At 67.6% G+C, this 17230-nt stretch carries 18 protein-coding genes; 10 read left to right on the top strand and 8 right to left on the bottom strand.

Features of this window, described 5'->3' with window-relative positions; all coding sequences use genetic code 11:
* Positions 1-58 precede the first annotated feature (58 nt).
* The gene (locus C0V75_RS10480) at positions 59-505 is read right to left on the bottom strand and encodes an isoprenylcysteine carboxylmethyltransferase family protein (RefSeq protein ID WP_254216438.1); all 447 of its coding nucleotides are present in this window, start codon (positions 503-505) and stop codon (positions 59-61) included.
* Positions 506-672: 167 nt separating this feature from the next.
* Here C0V75_RS10480 and kynU point away from each other — a divergent pair, with 167 nt between their 5' ends.
* From kynU to C0V75_RS10495, 4 genes are all read left to right on the top strand, one after another.
* Positions 673-1869 carry a kynureninase gene (kynU, locus tag C0V75_RS10485; RefSeq protein ID WP_101920900.1) on the top strand — a complete coding sequence of 399 codons (1197 nt, stop codon included), beginning with the start codon at positions 673-675 and terminating at the stop codon, positions 1867-1869.
* On the top strand, positions 1869-1997 hold the full coding sequence (locus tag C0V75_RS23960; protein ID WP_256377162.1) for a hypothetical protein: 129 nt from the start codon (positions 1869-1871) through the stop codon (positions 1995-1997). The genes kynU and C0V75_RS23960 overlap by 1 nt, the downstream gene beginning before the upstream one ends.
* A gap of 24 nt (positions 1998-2021) precedes the next feature.
* The gene (gene kynA, locus C0V75_RS10490; protein ID WP_101920901.1) at positions 2022-2861 is read left to right on the top strand and encodes a tryptophan 2,3-dioxygenase; all 840 of its coding nucleotides are present in this window, start codon (positions 2022-2024) and stop codon (positions 2859-2861) included.
* A gap of 93 nt (positions 2862-2954) precedes the next feature.
* The gene (locus tag C0V75_RS10495; protein ID WP_101921273.1) at positions 2955-3818 is read left to right on the top strand and encodes a L,D-transpeptidase; all 864 of its coding nucleotides are present in this window, start codon (positions 2955-2957) and stop codon (positions 3816-3818) included.
* 69 nt (positions 3819-3887) lie between these two features.
* On the opposite strand, the gene C0V75_RS10500 is transcribed toward C0V75_RS10495, so the two are convergent.
* The gene (locus C0V75_RS10500; RefSeq protein ID WP_101920902.1) at positions 3888-4577 is read right to left on the bottom strand and encodes a D-lyxose/D-mannose family sugar isomerase; all 690 of its coding nucleotides are present in this window, start codon (positions 4575-4577) and stop codon (positions 3888-3890) included.
* Positions 4578-4609: 32 nt separating this feature from the next.
* Entirely contained in the window at positions 4610-5950 is a 1341-nt protein-coding gene (locus C0V75_RS10505; RefSeq protein WP_158241824.1) for an MATE family efflux transporter, read from the bottom strand.
* Between the two features lie 79 nt (positions 5951-6029).
* On the opposite strand from C0V75_RS10505, the gene C0V75_RS10510 reads away from it, so the two are divergent.
* Positions 6030-6662, top strand: a complete 633-nt coding sequence (locus C0V75_RS10510; RefSeq protein WP_158241825.1) for a TetR/AcrR family transcriptional regulator — start codon at positions 6030-6032, stop codon at positions 6660-6662.
* A gap of 13 nt (positions 6663-6675) precedes the next feature.
* Here C0V75_RS10510 and C0V75_RS10515 read toward each other — a convergent pair whose 3' ends face one another.
* Positions 6676-7473 (bottom strand): gamma-glutamyl-gamma-aminobutyrate hydrolase family protein, encoded by a 798-nt coding sequence (locus tag C0V75_RS10515; protein ID WP_101920905.1) that lies wholly within the window; start codon positions 7471-7473, stop codon positions 6676-6678.
* Between the two features lie 229 nt (positions 7474-7702).
* Between C0V75_RS10515 and C0V75_RS10520 the strand changes: the two genes are divergently transcribed.
* On the top strand, positions 7703-8086 hold the full coding sequence (locus C0V75_RS10520; protein WP_101920906.1) for a DUF305 domain-containing protein: 384 nt from the start codon (positions 7703-7705) through the stop codon (positions 8084-8086).
* A gap of 22 nt (positions 8087-8108) precedes the next feature.
* Here C0V75_RS10520 and C0V75_RS10525 read toward each other — a convergent pair whose 3' ends face one another.
* Entirely contained in the window at positions 8109-9317 is a 1209-nt protein-coding gene (locus C0V75_RS10525) for an alanine--glyoxylate aminotransferase family protein (protein ID WP_101920907.1), read from the bottom strand.
* Positions 9318-9504: 187 nt separating this feature from the next.
* On the opposite strand from C0V75_RS10525, the gene C0V75_RS10530 reads away from it, so the two are divergent.
* From C0V75_RS10530 to C0V75_RS10540, 3 genes are all read left to right on the top strand, one after another.
* Positions 9505-11268 (top strand): ABC transporter ATP-binding protein, encoded by a 1764-nt coding sequence (locus C0V75_RS10530; protein WP_371410683.1) that lies wholly within the window; start codon positions 9505-9507, stop codon positions 11266-11268.
* 32 nt (positions 11269-11300) lie between these two features.
* Positions 11301-12077 carry a folate-binding protein YgfZ gene (locus C0V75_RS10535; protein ID WP_101920909.1) on the top strand — a complete coding sequence of 259 codons (777 nt, stop codon included), beginning with the start codon at positions 11301-11303 and terminating at the stop codon, positions 12075-12077.
* Positions 12078-12311: 234 nt separating this feature from the next.
* Positions 12312-12638 (top strand): DUF6280 family protein, encoded by a 327-nt coding sequence (locus C0V75_RS10540; RefSeq protein ID WP_101920910.1) that lies wholly within the window; start codon positions 12312-12314, stop codon positions 12636-12638.
* Positions 12639-12730: 92 nt separating this feature from the next.
* On the opposite strand, the gene C0V75_RS24070 is transcribed toward C0V75_RS10540, so the two are convergent.
* The 3 genes from C0V75_RS24070 to C0V75_RS10555 all read right to left on the bottom strand — a co-directional run bounded on the left by C0V75_RS24070 (position 12731) and on the right by C0V75_RS10555 (position 16098).
* Entirely contained in the window at positions 12731-13864 is a 1134-nt protein-coding gene (locus tag C0V75_RS24070; RefSeq protein WP_101920911.1) for a hypothetical protein, read from the bottom strand.
* Between the two features lie 127 nt (positions 13865-13991).
* Complete coding sequence (locus tag C0V75_RS10550; RefSeq protein WP_101921274.1) at positions 13992-15353, bottom strand: TolC family outer membrane protein; 1362 nt, start codon at positions 15351-15353, stop codon at positions 13992-13994.
* Positions 15354-15444: 91 nt separating this feature from the next.
* Complete coding sequence (locus C0V75_RS10555) at positions 15445-16098, bottom strand: protein-L-isoaspartate O-methyltransferase (protein ID WP_101920912.1); 654 nt, start codon at positions 16096-16098, stop codon at positions 15445-15447.
* 210 nt (positions 16099-16308) lie between these two features.
* Between C0V75_RS10555 and C0V75_RS10560 the strand changes: the two genes are divergently transcribed.
* Positions 16309-17154 (top strand): fumarylacetoacetate hydrolase family protein, encoded by an 846-nt coding sequence (locus C0V75_RS10560; RefSeq protein ID WP_101920913.1) that lies wholly within the window; start codon positions 16309-16311, stop codon positions 17152-17154.
* The last annotated feature ends 76 nt before the right edge of the window (positions 17155-17230 follow it).

Consider the following 17230-nt stretch of genomic DNA (forward strand, 5'->3'; position numbering starts at 1 on the left):
ATATTTCAAATCCCCGACGAACATCTTTTCGTCCATTGCCCAACCACCACGTTTCTCCTCACAGCCACCGCCGCACCCGCGCCGCCCAGACGTCGAAGGCCGCCCCGAACCCGGCGCGCAGCCGCGCCTCTTCCTCCAGGATGAACCGGTCCCGGATCACCCTCATGAACAAAGGCACCAGAAGCAGGCCCACCGGCACATCCAGCCACAGGATCGCCGCCAGCAGAAAGGCGACATCGCCCAGATAGATCGGATTGCGCGACAGGCCAAAAACCCCCGTCGTGACCAGAGCCGTCGCCGCACGATGCGGGATCACCGTCGTCCGCGCCCGCCCCATCTCCCACAACGCCCCGGCAAAAAGCCCCGCGCCCATCACCCCGAACACCGCCGCCAGCAAATCCCCCGTCCCCCCGAACAGCGGCATAGGCAACAGCCGATCCAGCAGCCAGACGGCCCCGATGAAAGCCATCAGCCAGACAGGCGGCAGATCGACGACTTTCGGCACCCGCGCATTCCCTTCCCCTGTCGAACGCCCTTTCTTCCCCGACACTCCGCGAATGGCAAGATGCGATCCTCCCCCAAGGCGGCAGCAGACAGCGCGTTGCCCGGACAACAGGCAGTTGTGCCGCCGCGCCGAAGCAGGCATGGAAGGACAGACGAACGGAGACCGCAATGACCACCGACTTCACCGCCACCCGCGCCGCCTTCGACCTGCCCGAGGGGATCATCTATCTCGACGGCAATTCCCTCGGCCCGCTGCCGAAGGCCGCCGCCGCCCGCGTCGCCCGCACCGTGACCGAGGAATGGGGCAACATGCTCATCACCGGCTGGAACAAGGCCGGCTGGATGGACCAGCCCGCCCGCATCGGCGACCGCATCGCCCGCCTGATCGGCGCCGAAGCCGGAACCGTGGTCATGGGCGACACGCTGTCGATCAAGGTCTATCAGGCCCTCGCCTCCGCCCTCGAACTCAACCCAACCCGCCGCGTCATCCTGTCGGATACCGGCAACTTCCCCTCCGATCTCTACATGGCCGATGGCCTCGTCCGCACGCTCGGGAACGGCTACAGCCTCCGCACCGTCGCCCCGGAGGAGGTGCTCGATGCCATCGACGACAGCGTCGCCGTCACCATGATCACCGAAGTCGATTACCGCACCGGCCGCCGCCACGACATGGCCGCGATCACCGCCAAGGCCCATGCCATGGGCGCGCTCACCATCTGGGACCTCGCCCATTCCGCAGGCGCGCTGCCGGTCGATCTGGCGGGAGTCGGTGCCGATTTCGCGGTGGGCTGCACCTACAAATATCTCAATTCCGGCCCCGGCGGCCCCGCCTTCATCTATGTCGCCCCGCGCCATGCCGAAACCGCCCGCCCCGCCCTCTCCGGCTGGCTCGGCCACGAATCCCCCTTCGCCTTCGACCTTGCCTATCGCCCCGGTCGCGGCATCGAACGGATGCGCGTCGGCACGCCCCCCGTCCTGCAACTTGCCGCACTCGAAGCCGCGATGGACATCTGGGATCAGGTCGATATGGCCGATCTCCGCGCCCGCTCCCTCGCCCTCACCGACCGCTTCATCGCCGGGGTGGAAGGCACCTGCCCCGACCTCGCCCTCGCCACCCCGCGCGACCATGCCCAGCGCGGCAGTCAGGTCAGCTTCCGCCACCCCGACGGCTATGCCATCATGCAGGCGCTCATCGCCGAAGGCGTCATCGGCGATTTCCGCGCCCCGGATATCCTGCGCTTCGGCTTCACCCCGCTCTATATCGGCTTTGACGAGGTGGATCGCGCCGTGGCCATCCTGGCCCGCATCATGGCGACCCGCGCCTGGGACCGACCCGAATTCAAGACCCGCGCCAAGGTCACCTGATGCCCCGCCCCGCCGCCCAGCAGCGTTCTTCGCGCCATCCGCTCTGCCGCCCGGCAGGCTGGATCGCGCTCTGGCGGCGCATCGGCAATCTCTCGGTCCAGAATGGAAGGGACCACCGCTCTCCCTGATCCCCCCAACCCAAGGAGAACGAGATGACCGATACCCCCTTCGACCCGTCCCGCGATGGCGCGCAAATGTCCTTCGACGGCCGTATGTCCTATGGCGACTACCTCCAGATCGACCGCATTCTGGGCGCGCAGCATTGCCTGACCGATGCCCATGACGAACTCCTCTTCATCATCCAGCACCAGACCTCCGAACTCTGGATGCGCCTCGCCCTGCATGAACTCGATGCCGCGCGCCGCTGCCTCGATGACGACCGCGCGCCCGAAGCCTTCAAGATGCTCGCCCGCGTCGCCCGCATCTTCGAACAGCTCAACTCCGCCTGGGACGTGCTGCGCACCATGACGCCATCGGATTACTCGCGCTTCCGCGATGATCTGGGCCAGTCCTCCGGCTTCCAGAGCTGGCAATACCGCCTGATCGAATTCGCCGTCGGCAACCGCAATCAGGCCATGCTCAAACCCCATGCCCACCGCCCTGACATTCTGGCAAGGCTTCAGGCGGAACTCGCCCGCCCCTCGCTCTATGACGCGGCCCTCGCCCATGTCGCGCGCTTGGGCCTGCCCGTCCCGCTGGCCATCCTGACCCGGGACCCCTCCCATTCCTGGACGGCCGATGACGGCGTCCGCGCCATGTGGGAACAGGTCTATCGCGATCCTGCGCGCCACTGGCAGGCCTATGAACTGGCCGAGAAACTGGTGGATTTCGAGGATTACTTCCGCCGCTGGCGGTTCAACCACGTCACCACTGTCGAACGGGTGATCGGCTTCAAGCGCGGCACGGGCGGCACGTCGGGTGTGTCCTATCTGCGACGGATGCTCGAAGTCCAGCTTTTCCCCGAGCTTTGGCAGGTCCGAACCACCCTTTGACGCTTTGACGCATGGCCGCCCGCTGGTTAGGATGGGAACAAGACATCCCGGCAGGGCGACCTCGCCCTGCGCCCACTCATGGACCACCGATTTATGCGCGCCCCTTTCCTTGCCATCCTCAAGACCTTTGCCGCTGTCGGCCTGATCGCCCTGCTCTCCGCCTGCGTCCAGCAAGGCGGCACTGCCGTCCCAAAGGCCAAACCCGGCGAACCGAAAGAGGTGCAGGGGGCCTATCTGGCGACCAAGGACGCCAATATCGACATTCCCGCCCTCCCGGTCGAGGAAATCCCCCAGCAGTTCCGCCGCCAGTCGGTCTATTTCGAAACCGCCGAAGCGCCCGGAACCATCATCATCAACCCTTCCCAGCGCGTGCTGCATTATGTGACGGGCAAGAACCAGGCGATCCGCTACGGCATCTCGGTCGGCCGCGCAGGCTTTGAATGGGCCGGCACCGCCATCGTCAGCGAAAAGAAACCCTGGCCGACCTGGACGCCGCCGCCGGAAATGATCGCCCGTGACCCGAAACTCGCCAAATGGGAAAAGGGCCAGCCCGGCGGTCCGACCAACCCGCTCGGTGCCCGCGCCATCTACCTCACCACCAACGGGGTGGATTACGGCTATCGCATCCACGGCACGCCGGAATGGCGCTCCATCGGGCGCAACGCCTCGTCCGGCTGCATCCGCATGATCAATCAGGACGTGATCGACCTCTACAACCGCCTTCAGGGTGGCGAAAAGGTCGTGGTCCTCACCCGCGATGGGCAATATCCGACGCGGCTGATCCTGCCGCCGCCGCAGCCGGTCAAGAAGGTGGAACCCGTCGTCGTGCCCGCGGCCATGCCGGCCTTCAACCCGCTTCTGCAAGGCGTGCCTGCCGCGCTTCAGGCTCCGGCAACCACGACGCCCACCACCACGGCACCGGCCACGACGACGACCACAACCACGTCGGGCGGCTGACCCGCGCTCCGGAATGCACAAGGGCCGCTGCGGCATCCCGCAGCGGCCCTTTTCCATTCCGGCCCGACCTCAGGCCAGCCAGCGATCGTAATCCGCCACCAGCAGATGCTTCGGCGCGACATCCTCCTCGATCTCCGAAAACCGGCCGATCTTCTTCGAGACGAAAACGTTGTCGGTCACGTCATCATTCACCGTGGACACTTCGCCGATCAGCACATCGCCCCCCTCTCCCCAGAAGGCATGCCAATCCCCCGGCAGCAGCGTCACGCTCTCGCCCGGCGACAAAAGCAGCACATCGCCGCCCTTGAAGGGGCGCGGCACGCCATCGCAATAGACCACCCCGCCCTGCGTCTCGGAAAAGGACCCGTCCGGGTTCGATCCGTTCAGCCGCACCGCCAGCTTCGCGCCGCCGCGATTGATGATGTCCTCGGCCTTGATCACATGGGTATGGCAGGGGGAATGCTGATCCTTCCGCGAAATCAACAGCTTCTCGGCATAGCACATGCCGCCCCCGCGTTGCAGGTCCGCCAGCTTGCCATTCCGCAGCGTGAACAGGAACAGCCCCAGCTCGTCAAAGGCCCCCTGCCCGTAATCGGTGATGTCCCACCCCATCCGCGCGGTGATGATCGCCTGCGCATCGCCCTTCTTCGCCTTGAACTCCTCCGGCGACCAATAGGCGAAGGGCGGCAGGACAAAGCCGTAATGACGGATCATCTCATCCGCCGCCGCCATGACCTCGTTGATGCGCGACCGTTTCATCCCGTCCTCCCCCGTGAAACCGTTTCCACCATCTAGACCGATGGCCTTTCCGCCAACAAGGCCGTTCTGCGCCAGAACCGCACCGTCAGCGCCGCCCCGGCCCCTGCCAGCGCAAGGATATAACCCGCCCAGATGCCCGAAGGCCCCATGCCGCCCCAATGCGCCAGCATATAGCCCAGCGGCAGCGCCACCGGCCAATAGGCGATGGCCGACACCATGGCAGGCCAGGCCGTATCCGACAGCCCGCGCAATGATCCCAGCATGGCCGACTGCACCGCATCGGAAACCTGCATCGGCGCAAAGACAAGGAAGATCGCCGCCGCCACCGCCACCACCTCCGGGTCATCGGTCACCAGCCGCGCGATGGCCTCCCCCTCCAGCGCCAGCACCACGGCCGCCGCCACCAGCCACACCCCCGCCACCGCCACGGCGGCCAGCGCGATGGGCCGCAACGCGCCAAGGTTCTCCGCCCCCCGCTCCTGCGCGACGCGGATCGCCACCGCCCCCGCCACGCCCAGGGGCAGCATGTACAGAACCCCGCCCACCGCCTGCGCCACCTGATTTCCCGCCAGCGCCACCGTGCCAAAAGCCCCGATCATCAGCGTCGCGATGCTGACCGACGCCGTCTCCACCACATACATCGCCCCCAGTGGCGCGCCCTCGCGGAAGGTGATCCCCATTTCGCGCAGCTTCACCTGTCGCCGCAGCCGCAGCCGCCGCATCGACGGCGCATAGCGCCACCAGAAAAAGGCCACCAGCAGGGCCAGCGTCTCGGCCAGGAACGAGGCGAGCCCCGCCCCGGTCAGCCCCAGTTCCGGAAGCGGCCCGATCCCCCAGATCAGCGCATAGTTCAATGGCACGTTGATCGCCACGCCCAGAAAGGCGAAGGCCGTGCCAAGCCATGGCTTCTCCACCGCCTCGAAGGCCGATTTGAACACGGTCAGGATCGCGAAGGGAATCAGGAAGGCGCAGATCCAGAACCAATAGGCTCCCATCGCCGCCACCACCTCTTCCGGCTGGCCAAGCAGCGGCAAGAGCGGCCACAGCGCCGCCATCACCAGCGCCGACCCCACGCCCACCAGCGCCCCCAGCGCAAGGCCCGATCGCAGGATGCCCGGAATGGCCAGCCCCTCCCCCGCGCCCCAGGCCGCCCCGATCCGCACCGACAGGGCCGAGAGCAGGCCGTAGATCGCCGCATAGAACAGAACCGCCACCGCCCCCGTCAGCCCGACCGCCGCCAACGGCACCGGCCCCAGCGGCGCCAGCATCACCGAATCTGTCACCCCGATCAGCGTGCTCGCCGCCAGCCCCATCACGATGGGCAGCGCCAGACCCACGATCCCGGGCACTTCCCGCCAGATCGCCCCGATCAATGCCCGCCCCTGCACTTGCCGCGCCCTTCCGTTTCACATACGATCCGTATGTGAATTCCCTAGCTCACATACGGCCCGTATGTCAATCTCGCCCCAACCTGCCCCTCCTTCCCTTCCCCGCCCGCAGGGCAGGGCCGAGGCCGCCGAACAGACCGCCGCGCGCCTCATCGCCACGGCTCGGCAGGCCTTCGCCACGCAGGGCTTCGCCCATGTCTCGCTTGACGCGCTCGCCGCCGAGGCGGGCGTCACCCGCGGCGCGCTCCACCACCATTTCCAGAACAAGGCCGGGCTGTTCGAGGCCGTCTTTCGCGCCGTCGATGCCGAAATCGGCCGCGAACTGGACATCATCTACGAGGCCGAGGATGACCCCTGGCGCGGCCTGACCGCCTGCTACCACGCCTATCTCGACCTTACCCTCAGCCCGGACCGCGCCCGCATCCTCTTCCGCGACGCGCCCGCCGTGATGGGCGCGCAGGCGATGGACATCTTGATGCAATCCGGCTTCGCGATGATCGTGGAAGACCTCACCTGCCTCATCGCCGCAGGCCGCCTGCGCCCGCTCGACCCTGTCGCCGTGACACATCTTCTGAACGGCGCTGTGATGGCACAGGCGCTCTGGCTGGCCGGCTGCGATGGCGGGACCGAAGCGCAGCGGGCCGCCGCCCATGCCGCACTCGATGCCACCTTCGACGGCCTCACCCTGCGCCCGTGAACGGTCCCCGCAATCAGGCCCGCCGCGCCACCGCCGCAGGCCCCGCCCGCCGCGCCTGCGCAAACTCTGCCACCGCCCTACCAAAGGCCGTGAACAGCGGCCGCGATACCGGATCGCTCGCCGCGTTCCATTCCGGATGCCACTGCACCGAAAGGGTGAAACCCGGCGCATCCTTCACGTAAATCGCCTCGGGCGTCCCATCCGGGGCCACCCCGTCGATCACGATCCCCTGCCCCGGCCGGGCGATCCCCTGCCCATGCAGCGTATTGGTCATCACCTCTTCCGCCCCCATCAGGCGATGGAACACGCCCCCCGGCGTGAACCGCACCGGATGGCGCAGGGCGAACTTCTCCTCGATCGTCCCGTCGGGCGGCATCCGATGGTTCATCCGCCCCGGCAGGTCGCGGATCTCCGGGTGCAGCGTGCCGCCCAGCGCCACGTTCACCTCCTGAAACCCGCGGCAGATGCCCAGAAACGGCTGCCCCCGCGCCACGCATTCCCGCACCAGCGGCAGCGTCACCGCATCGCGGCAGCGGTCAAAACTGCCATGGGCAGGCGTCTCCTCCTCGCCATATTCGCTCGGATGCACATTCGGTCGTCCGCCCGTCAGAAGGAACCCGTCGCACAGCTCCAACAGCTCTTCCACCGCCACGAAGGCGGGATTGGAAGGGATGATCAAGGGCAGACAGCCCGCCACCTTCGCCACCGCCTCGGAATTCATCGTTCCTCCGGCATGGACGGGATACTCGTTGTTGATCATGTTCATATTGCCGATGATCCCCACGACGGGGCGGCGGCCTGCGGCTGTCATGGCACGGTCATCCTTCCTTCATGGTAAGGATAGGCGTCCTTTCTGCACAAGCAAAGGGTCCAGCCGCCGCAACCCTGTGCGCCCGCGCAGGGCGCCGGTGCGCGCTGCCCGGCCGGGCAGCATTCCGCCCGCAGCGGGGCAGCCCGCGAAAAGTCACAGCGCCGTGTCTTGCCTTCCAGCAGGGGGAAGCCTCGACACATCGTTTCTCTCACGAATTCCAGAGGATGCCATGACCCGCCATTTCCCCCTCGCCGCACTCCTGGCCCTGACCCTCGCCGCGCCGCTCGCGGCCCAGACGACCGATCATTCCGGCCATGACATGGGGTCCGACCATGCGGCCCATGGCATGGGCACCGACAGCCCCGCCACCACCGCCTTCCGCGAGGCGAATGCCCGCATGCACAGCGGCATGGACATCCCCTTCACCGGCAATGCCGATATCGACTTCATCCGTGGCATGATCGCCCACCATCAGGGCGCCATCGACATGGCCCGCATCGTGCTGGACCACGGCACCGACCCCGAGGTGAAGAAACTCGCCACCGAGATCATTGCCGCACAAGAGGCCGAAATCACCTGGATGCAGGACTGGCTGGCAAAGAACGGCGGCTGACCAAGGCGGCCGGCAAAGGCGGTCAGACGACCGCCTTCCCCACCACCTCCGCCGCCGCGGCAAGGCCGCCGGGGCCGAAGGGGATGCCCAGGCTCACCATCCCCGCCTCCATCACCGCCAGCGCGCCAAGGGTCATATGGGCATTCACATGCCCCATATGCGCCACCCGCAGGAAGCCGTGATAGGCCGGGTCCGTGGCCGGGGCCATCCCCAGCCCGATCCCCAGCGTCACGCCCGCCTTGTGTTCCGTCCATTCCCGCAGCCGCGTCGCATGGGGCGCGCCCATCCGCGCCGCCGTGACCGACCGGCCCCGATGCACAGGCTCCGCCACGTTCAGCCCGATCGCCGGATTGCCCGCCGACCAGCAGTCAAACGCCGCCCAGACCGCCCGCGCCAGCACCTCATGCCGCGCCCAGACCGCCTCCAGCCCCTCTTCATCCAGGATCATCGTCAGGCTTTCGCGCAGGCCGAACAGGTGATGCGTCGGCGCGGTGCCGTTCCAGTATTGCCAGAACTCGCCCGCATCGGCGCGCGGCGTCCAATCCCAATAGGGCGTCCGCAGGTCCGACACCCGGCACCGCTCCCGCGCCTTCTCGGAAAACCAGACGAAGCCGATCCCCGGCGGCACCATCAGCCCCTTCTGGCTGGCCGCCACCATCACATCCACGCCCCAGTCATCCATGCGGAATGCGTCACAGGCCAGCGAGGCGATGCAATCCACCGCCAGCAGCGCGGGGTGCCCCACCGCATCCATCACCGCCCGCAGGGCCGGGATATCCGTCCGCACCGTGCTGGCCGTATCCACATGCGTCGTCAGCACCGCCTTGAACCGATGCCCGCCATCCGCCCGCAGCGCCGCCTCCACCCGCGCGAAATCGACGGGCGAGGACTTGCCGAAATCCAGCACCTCAACCTCGACCCCAAGCGCCCGCACCGACTCGGCCCAGGACAGCCCGAACCGCCCCGTCGCCAGAACCAGCGCCCGGTCCCCGCGCGAAAACAGGTTCATGTTCGCCGCTTCCCACACGCCATGGCCATTGGCGATATACAGCGCCACATTCTGCACCGTCCCCGCCACCCGCCGCAGATCGGGCCAAAGCGTCTCCACCATCTCGGGCAGCCGCCCCTCATAGATATTGGGCGCCGCCCGATGCATCGCCGCCAGCACCCGGTCCGGCATCACCGAAGGGCCGGGGATCGCAAGATAGGGGCGGCCATTCGACAGGGTCATCGCTCTCTCCTTCGGGAAACACTCCATGGCTATGCCTGCCGCCGGGGAAGGTCAACCAAGCTGCCCCGCCCAGTCCCACCGCTTGCCGCCCCGCCCCATTCGCGCTAGTCACATCCCCCAAGGGCCCCGCTGGCAGGGCCGCAGCCAAAGGCCCAGCCGCTTGCGCGAACCCCACCAGACACAGCCCATCGACCGGACCGGAGACGGCGACCCCGCCTATGCCTCCCGCCCGCTCTTCCGCAGGCTCTGGCAGGGCTATCTGCGCCCGCATCTCTGGCTGATGATCGCAGCCTTCCTCGTGATGGCGATCGAGGGCAGCACGCTCGGCCTCCTCTCCTGGATGATCGAACCCCTGTTCGACCGCGTCTTCGGCCCCGAAGGCGAAGGCGATATCCTCTGGGTCGGCCTCGCCATCCTCGGCCTCTTCGTGCTGCGCGCGATCACCACCATCGTCTCGCGCTCGCTCCTCACCATCGTCTCGGTCCGCATCGCCTCGGCCATGCAGGTGGACATGCTGGCCCATATCCTGCGCCAGTCGGGCAGCTTCTTCCAGAACCACCCCCCCGGCGCGCTGATGGATCGGGTGCAGGGCGACACCACCGCCGTCCAGGGCATCTGGCAGACCGTCATCGTCTCGGCCGGCCGCGACATCGTCGCCCTCATCGGCCTTTTCGCCGTCGCCATCGCCATCGACCCGCAATGGACACTGGCCGCCCTCATCGGCGCGCCGCTCCTCATCCTGCCCGCCGTGATCCTGCAACGCTATCTGCGCCGCAAATCCGTGCAACTGCGCGAGGCGACCGCCGCCCGCTCCACCCGGCTGGACGAGATCTTCCACGGCATCAACGCGATCAAGCTGAACCGGCTTGAGGCCTACCAATCAGGCCGCTTCCTCACCACCGTCCGCGCCCTCAACCGCGCCTATTCCAAATCCATCGTCGCGGCCCAGACCATGCCCGCCATGATCGACATCGTCACCGGCATCGGCTTCTTCGCCGTCCTCATGCTCGGCGGGCGCGAGGTGGCGTCGGGCGACCGCACGGTGGGTGAATTCATGTCCTTCTTCACCGCCATGACGCTCACCTTCCAGCCGATCCGCCGGCTGGGAGAGGTCGCGGGCACCTGGCAGATCGCCGCTGCCTCGCTCGAACGCATCTTCCGCCTGCTCGACACCGATACCGAGGAACGCCGCCCCGCCGCCTCCCCCCTTCCCGCCACAACCACCAGCCCCGGCCTCGAATTCCGCGACGTGCATTTCGCCTATCCGGGCGTCCCGGTCCTGAACGGCCTCTCCTTCACCGCCCGGCCGGGCCGGATGACCGCCATCGTCGGCCCCTCCGGCGCGGGCAAATCCACGATCTTCCACCTGCTCACCGCGCTGGCCGAACCCGATGACGGGGAAATCCTCATCGACGGCCGCCCCGCCACCACCCTTTCCCTCCCCGATCAGCGCGCCCTCTTCGCCACCGTCTCGCAGGACACAGCACTCTTCGACGAATCCCTGCGCGACAACATCCTTCTCGGCCGCCCCGGCATCCCCGCCGACCGCTTGACCCAGGTCACCGAGGCCGCGCAACTCTCCGACCTCCTCGCCACCCTGCCCGGCGGGCTCGACGCCCCCGCAGGCCCGCGCGGCTCTGCCCTCTCAGGCGGCCAGCGCCAGCGCATCGCCATCGCCCGCGCCCTCGTCGCCGACGCCCCCGTCCTGCTCCTGGACGAGGCCACCTCCGCCCTCGACAGCCGGTCCGAGGCTGCCGTGGCCGACGCGCTCGCCCGCCTCGCCAAGGGCCGCACCACGCTGGTCATCGCCCACCGCCTCTCTACCGTGCGCGAGGCCGACCATATCCTCGTCCTCGACAAGGGCCGCGTCGTGGAACAGGGCCGCCATGATGACCTGATCGCGCAAGGCGGCCTCTATGCGGGCCTGCACGCCTTGCAGTTCAAGGACTGACCCCTATCTTGGCCGCCGAAAGGATACCGCAGATGCATGGGGAAGAGGCCACCGACCGCAGAATCATCACCCTCGAAGGGGCCGATGCGCTGCATTTCCTTCAGGGCCTCGTCTCCAACGATGTCCGCCCGCTGGAGAAAGGCCCCGGCCTCGTCTGGGCCGCCCTCCTCACCCCGCAGGGCAAGTATCTGGCCGATTTCCTGATCGCCCGCCTGCCCGACGGAACCCTCCTCCTCGACCTGCCCGAAGCGCTGGCCGACGCGACCCTGCGCCGCCTCACCCTCTACCGCCTGCGCGCCGATGTCCGCCTGACACCCTCCCCCCTCCATGTCCAGCGCGGCCTCGGCCCCGCCCCCGACGGCGCCTTCGCCGATCCCCGCCACCCGGCCCTCGGCTGGCGGCTCTACACCCCCACCCCCGGCCAGACGCCGCAGATCGACTGGGACGCGATCCGCGTCGCCCATGTCATCCCCGAGGCGGGCCGCGAACTCATCCCCGATGACAGCTACATCCTCGAAGCCGGGTTCGAACGCCTCCATGGCGTCGATTTCCGCAAGGGCTGCTATGTCGGTCAGGAAGTCACCGCAAGGATGAAGCACAAGACCGAATTGCGCAAAGGCCTTGCCCGCATCCGCATCACCGGCGATGCCCCCTTCGGCAGCCCGATCACCGCCGAGGATCGCGCTGTCGGAACCCTCTTCACCCGGTCGGGCGACCGCGCCCTCGCCCATCTGCGGCTGGACCGTGCCACCGGCCCGATGCAGGCCGGAACCGCCACAATCACGCTGGACCCCGACGACTTGGCATGACCTTTGCCATGGTCACCGTGACGTGACGGGAAAAAGGCGGAAATGCGTTGAAGAATTATGAACTCTGCCTATATCCAGCGGACAGTTCACCGCTGATCCGACGATATATTGTATGGATACAGGAAAGTAATGCACCACATGCATGCCTGACCTGCTAAAAGGACAATACCGAATCGTGACCAAACGGTCATATTCGCCGGACGCCAGAAAAGACAAGAACAGGACAACGACGAGATGGTCGATTTCGTTGATGGCACCGCCTTCAATTACGAACAGGGTCAGCGGGCGCGCAAGCTCTTCGCTGCCGTGGTTCTCGCTGCGCTCGATGATGCGATCGCAGATGACAAGAAATACGGGAACGGCCCGGAACAGATCGCCCGTTGGGCGCGGTCGCGCGACGGGCGCGAGGTTCTGTCCTGCGCCGGGATCGACCCGAACGAGCGGGTCGTGAAAGGCCTGATGGATTTCGTGGCCAAGGGTGTCCGCACCTCCGTCGCGCTCTCGCGCGAGGAATCCGAACGCCGCCACGCGCTTGAGGCGGAACAGGCCGAAGCGGCCTGATCCCCCGCGCCTTGCCCCGGGCCCCGCAGGGGGCCGGAAACGAAAACGCGCCCCTCGGGGCGCGTTTTGCTTTTCCCTGCTGGCCCCACGGCCTATTCGAAATCCCGCACCGCCAGCGCACGTGCGATCTCGGCCCGCACCAGCTTGCGCACATTGCGCGTGATCCGCTCGCCCAGCGCCCCCTGCAATTCCTCGCGGATGATGTCGCGCACCAGATCGCGCAGCATCTCCTCGTCGAAATGGCGGTCGTCGTGGTCATCCTCCTCGAACCGGGCAAAGACCGTCGCCGTCGCCTCTTCCTCCAGTTCGCGCCGGATCTCCGCCTCGGCGGCATCGGCCCAGCCCGCATCGGCGCGGGGGGTGGCAGAAGGCGCGGCCACCGGCTCCGCCGTCACCACCTCCTCGGCCTCCGCTTCCATCCGCGCCCAGTCCGGCATCGCGGCAGGGCTCTCGCCCGCCATGTCGGCAGGCACAGGCCCGCCCAGATCCGTCGGGTCCTGCGGATGCGGCATCGCCAGCCCCTCCTCGCCACGCAGCTCCTCCTCCGTCGCCTCCGCGGCCGCAGGACGGTCGATCACCATCGGCTCCACATCCGACCAACCCGGATCATCCGGCTGCTCGGCCTCCATCGGCGCGGATTCGCCCGGCGCCGCCCAATTCGCCTCCGGCGCATCGGCGGCGGGCCAGTCCTCGGACACCACCGCCTCGACGATCTCGATCTCGCCCTCCAGCACCTCGGGCAGTGGCGCCTCCGCCGCTGCCTCGATCACCGGATCGGCAGGCTGTTCCACCGGGGCCACAGGCGCCTCCGACCAGGCCTCGCCCGCAGCTTCCACCGCAGCCTCCGCCTCCGTCGCCCAGTCTGACCGCGACGGCACCACCGCCTCGCCCACCGGCTCCCATTCCTCCTCCGGCATGGCGCGGGTCACACGGTCCACGACCGATGCCCCCCGCCCCTGCCGCACCGACTGGAAGGACGGCATCGCCGCCTCCGGTTGCGGGGCCGCGACCGGGGCCTCCGCCTCCGGCCCGATCCGCAGCGCAGGCGTCAGGATAAGCTTCTCGGCCTCTGCCGCAGGCGCGGCCACGGGTGCCGCCACAGGGGCCGCCGCGGGGGGGGCCACTTCGGCCGCCGGCTTGGCGCCGGGACGCAAATCCTCCGAAACCAGACGGCGGATGGAGGACAGGACATCCTCGATCTCGACGGAACTCAACCGTTCGGACATTTCGGTGCAGACCTCTCGGATGCGCAATGCGTGGATGCGATTCTATCGCCCACAACAGTGGCGATATCAAGGAAAGGCAACGGGCGGCACCGCAGCGCCGCCCGGCCGTGGCGTTCCTGCCAAAGGATCAGTCGCCGATCTTGTCGAGGATGCGCTGAAGCTTCTTGCCCTGCGGGCTGGTGATCGGCGCGTTCTTCACGGCGTTGTAATAGAGCGCCGGATCATAGGTCGGCACGCCCAGCCCCAGATGCTCCACCGACAGAAGGCCCATCGTGGACAACAGGTTATAGACGCCGATATAGCGCTGCGCCTCGGCCTGCAACTTGGTCGCCCGCGCGTCCAGCAATTCCTGTTCGGCGTTCAGCACATCCAGCGTCGTCCGCGCCCCCAGCGTGGCTTCCTCGCGCACCCCTTCAAAGGCCGTCTGCGCAGCCTCCACCTGAAGCGTGCCCGCCTGGATCGAGGCCGCCGCCACTTCCAGCGCCGACCAGGCATTGCCCACATTCTCGCCAACGGTGATCGTCGCCTGCAACAGCCCGGCCTGCGCGGCCTCCTTGTTGGCCAGCGCCGCGCGATGCGCCGAAGACAGCGCGCCGCCCGCATAAATCGTCTGGTTGAACGACAGCGAAACGCTGTCGCGCCGCGTGTCGGTGTCGATATTCTCGGCGATCCCGGCTTCCAGGTTGATCGACGGCCGCATTTCGGCCCGCGTCGCCTCGACCCCCAGTTCCGAGATCGTCACCTGACGCTGCGCCTGCAGGATATCCGGATGGGTCCGCAGCGCGATCATCCGCGCCTCGTCCAGCGATCCGGCGGTCTTCGGCAGCCGCGGCAGGCCCGCCAGATTGCCCGGATAGGCCCCGGTCACCGCCCGATACCGCTCCCGCGCCACCGCGAAATCGCCCTGCGCCGCCGCCAGGCCCGACCGCGCCGCAGCCAGACGCGCCTCGGCGATGGCCACATCCGTGCGCGTCACCTCGCCCACCTCGAACCGGTCCTGCGCCGCGCGCAGTTCCTGCGTGATCAGCCGGACGTTGTTCTGCCGCAGCGACACGATCTCCGCCTGCAAGCGCACATCCACAAAGGCGCTCACCGCCGAAAGCAGAACCTGCGCCTCCAGATCCTTCAGCGCCTCGCGCGTCGCCAGCACCGTCTCCTTGGCGATCTCGATCCCGGCGCGGTTGCGCCCGAAATCGAACACCGTCCATTGCGCCGCCAGCGTGAAGGTCGTCTGCAAGTCATCGGACCCTACCGTATCGGGGTCCGTATCGGTCGCCTGCGCCTCTGCGACGAAGTTGATCACCGGGCGCAGCGCCGCCACCGCCTGCGCCACATCCTCATCCGCCGCGCGCAGCAGCGCCTCGTTCTGATCCAGCAGCTTGGAATTCTTGTAGGCCGAGACCAGCGCATCGGCGAGCGTCTCTGCCTGCACGCCCCCCGCACCCAGTCCGAGGACGGAAACCGCCACTGCCGAAAGGAATCTGCGCATCATATACCCTGCCTCTTCAGTGGCGTGCCGCAAACCGGCCCGCGCCTCACGTCTTCCCCGCGCCAAACCCTGCGGGGCAACAACCGTCACGTCACAGAACAAATCCGCGTGCCGCGGCAAAACCCGGAAGAACCGGCGCCGCCGCATTGAACACCTGGCGCCAGGTCACCGCGCCGTCGATCTTGTATCCCACCCGCGCCACGCCCAGCGCGCCCTCCATGAAGACGGCACCGATCCGCCCGCCTTCCTTGAGCTGATCAAGGATCGCCTGCGGCACCACCTCAACCCCGCCCTGAATGGTGATCACGTCAAAGGGCGCATGGCGCGCATCGCCCGCCGCCAGCGACCCGACGACGACAGCGGCATTGTCCACGCCTTCCGCCGACAGGCTGCGCTGCGCCTCGGCGGCCAGCGCCTCATCCTCTTCCACCGCGACCACGGCATCGGCCAGACGCGCGATCACCGCCGTCGAATAGCCGAAGCCGCAGCCCAGATCGAGCACCAGCTCCGTCGGTTGCACATCCAGCGCGTCCAGCATCTTGGCCAGCGTCCGCGCCTCCAGCACCACCCGGCCCGCGCCGATGTCCAGATTCTCGCCCACATAGGCCGCCTCGCGCTTCGCCTGAGGCACGAAAACCTCGCGCGGAACCGTCAGCATCGCCTCGATGATCGGAAACTTGGTCACGTCGGACGGGCGCACTTGCGTGTCCACCATCATCACCCGCCGGGTCGCGAAGTCACTCATCGTCCTGAACTCATGCGTCTGGTCTAATTCGTAAACTTCTCTGCCATACTTCACCCGGGGGGGCAACGGGCCAAAGGTCCGAAGGCTGCGAACCGTTTGCGCCTTGTCGCAGCGCAGCAACGCTTTGCGACGCGGCAACCGGCGTGCCGAGGCCCCTTGCAAATCCGGCGCAACCGGGGTTCCCTGCCCGCGCCGAAAAGGGAGGAACGGATGAAACTGTTGCGCGTAGGTCAACCCGGGGCCGAAGTGCCGGCCATTGTCGATGCCGCAGGCCGCATCCGCAGCCTTCAGGGCATCGTGCCCGATATCGCGGGCGAGACGCTCACCCCCGAAGGCCTGGCCCGCCTCCGCAGCCTTGACCTCGCCACCCTGCCCGAACTGCCCGCCGATGCCCGCATCGGCCCCTGCGTCGGACGGGTGGGCAAGTTCATCTGCATCGGCCTGAACTATGCCGATCACGCGGCGGAATCGAATCTGCCCGTGCCGAAGGAACCGGTGATCTTCCTCAAGGCCAACTCGGCCATCATCGGCCCGAATGACGATGTGCTCATCCCCCGCGGCTCGAAAAAGACCGACTGGGAGGTGGAGCTGGGCGTGGTCATCGGCAAGCGCGCCTCCTACGTGACAGAAGCCGAGGCGATGGATCACGTCGCGGGCTATTGCGTCATCAATGACGTCTCGGAACGCGAATTCCAGATCGAACGCGGCGGCACCTGGGACAAGGGCAAGGGCTGCGACACCTTCGGTCCCCTCGGCCCCTGGCTGGTCACCACGGATGAAGTGGCCGATCCCCAGAACCTCTCCATGTGGCTCGAGGTGGACGGCCACCGCTATCAGAACGGCTCCACCCGGACGATGGTCTTCGGCGTGCGGCATCTGGTGCATTACGTCAGCCAGTTCATGACCCTGCATCCCGGCGACGTGATCTCCACCGGCACCCCGCCCGGCGTCGGCATGGGCCAGAAGCCCGATCCGATCTACCTCAAGGGCGGCGAGGTGATGCGCCTCGGCATCGAAGGGCTCGGCGAACAGCGCCAGACCGTCGGCCATGCCTGAACGGGCAGGATGGGCAGCATTGCCCATCCTACGCCACAGGCCGCCCGCGTAGGATGGGCGATCCCGCCCATCCCCC

This window comes from Tabrizicola sp. TH137 (assembly GCF_002855575.1).
Lineage (GTDB): Bacteria > Pseudomonadota > Alphaproteobacteria > Rhodobacterales > Rhodobacteraceae > Paragemmobacter.

Excerpts from the sequence above, each read along its gene's own strand:
- kynU (WP_101920900.1), top strand. The coding sequence starts at position 673 with ATGACCACCGACTTCACCGCCACCCGCGCCGCCTTCGACCTGCCCGAG.
- C0V75_RS23960 (WP_256377162.1), top strand. The coding sequence starts at position 1,869 with ATGCCCCGCCCCGCCGCCCAGCAGCGTTCTTCGCGCCATCCGCTCTGC.
- kynA (WP_101920901.1), top strand. The coding sequence starts at position 2,022 with ATGACCGATACCCCCTTCGACCCGTCCCGCGATGGCGCGCAAATGTCC.
- C0V75_RS10495 (WP_101921273.1), top strand. The coding sequence starts at position 2,955 with ATGCGCGCCCCTTTCCTTGCCATCCTCAAGACCTTTGCCGCTGTCGGC.
- C0V75_RS10500 (WP_101920902.1), bottom strand. The coding sequence starts at position 4,577 with ATGAAACGGTCGCGCATCAACGAGGTCATGGCGGCGGCGGATGAGATG.
- C0V75_RS10510 (WP_158241825.1), top strand. The coding sequence starts at position 6,030 with ATGTCAATCTCGCCCCAACCTGCCCCTCCTTCCCTTCCCCGCCCGCAG.
- C0V75_RS10515 (WP_101920905.1), bottom strand. The coding sequence starts at position 7,473 with ATGACAGCCGCAGGCCGCCGCCCCGTCGTGGGGATCATCGGCAATATG.
- C0V75_RS10520 (WP_101920906.1), top strand. The coding sequence starts at position 7,703 with ATGACCCGCCATTTCCCCCTCGCCGCACTCCTGGCCCTGACCCTCGCC.
- C0V75_RS10525 (WP_101920907.1), bottom strand. The coding sequence starts at position 9,317 with ATGACCCTGTCGAATGGCCGCCCCTATCTTGCGATCCCCGGCCCTTCG.
- C0V75_RS10535 (WP_101920909.1), top strand. The coding sequence starts at position 11,301 with ATGCATGGGGAAGAGGCCACCGACCGCAGAATCATCACCCTCGAAGGG.
- C0V75_RS10540 (WP_101920910.1), top strand. The coding sequence starts at position 12,312 with ATGGTCGATTTCGTTGATGGCACCGCCTTCAATTACGAACAGGGTCAG.
- C0V75_RS24070 (WP_101920911.1), bottom strand. The coding sequence starts at position 13,864 with ATGTCCGAACGGTTGAGTTCCGTCGAGATCGAGGATGTCCTGTCCTCC.
- C0V75_RS10550 (WP_101921274.1), bottom strand. The coding sequence starts at position 15,353 with ATGCGCAGATTCCTTTCGGCAGTGGCGGTTTCCGTCCTCGGACTGGGT.
- C0V75_RS10555 (WP_101920912.1), bottom strand. The coding sequence starts at position 16,098 with ATGAGTGACTTCGCGACCCGGCGGGTGATGATGGTGGACACGCAAGTG.
- C0V75_RS10560 (WP_101920913.1), top strand. The coding sequence starts at position 16,309 with ATGAAACTGTTGCGCGTAGGTCAACCCGGGGCCGAAGTGCCGGCCATT.